Origin of the sequence: Methanosarcina spelaei (genome assembly GCF_002287235.1) — an archaeon.
GTDB lineage: Archaea > Halobacteriota > Methanosarcinia > Methanosarcinales > Methanosarcinaceae > Methanosarcina > Methanosarcina spelaei.
The window spans coordinates 1-279 of sequence record NZ_LMVP01000469.1; the positions used below are offsets into that span (position 1 = coordinate 1).

At 39.8% G+C, this 279-nt stretch carries 1 pseudogene; it reads right to left on the reverse strand.

The annotated features are described in order from the left end of the window. Nucleotides 1–208, reverse strand: a pseudogene (locus ASJ81_RS16745) (hypothetical protein); the annotation flags it as partial. Between the last annotated feature and the right edge of the window lie 71 nt (nt 209–279).

A 279-nucleotide genomic window follows, 5' to 3' on the forward strand; every position in this document is an offset into this window, starting at 1 on the left:
TCTTATCAGTAAACTGCACTTTTAATGGAATACTTCCTGATACTGGAGATCCTACGAAGTTTGCATCAGGAATTACTGGGTTTTGCACAGAAACGGAACCTATAAACTTCCCAAAGGCAACAGGTTCTTTTCCTACAGTTATCGTGGCTGTAATCTTGTTTGTAGCTGTGTCGATTACAGAAATAGTATTACTTTCTTCGTTTGCCACATATACTTTTGTTCCCTCCGGGTTGATTGCGATTCCTAAAGGGTAACTCCCCACTTTTACTGTTGCTGTAA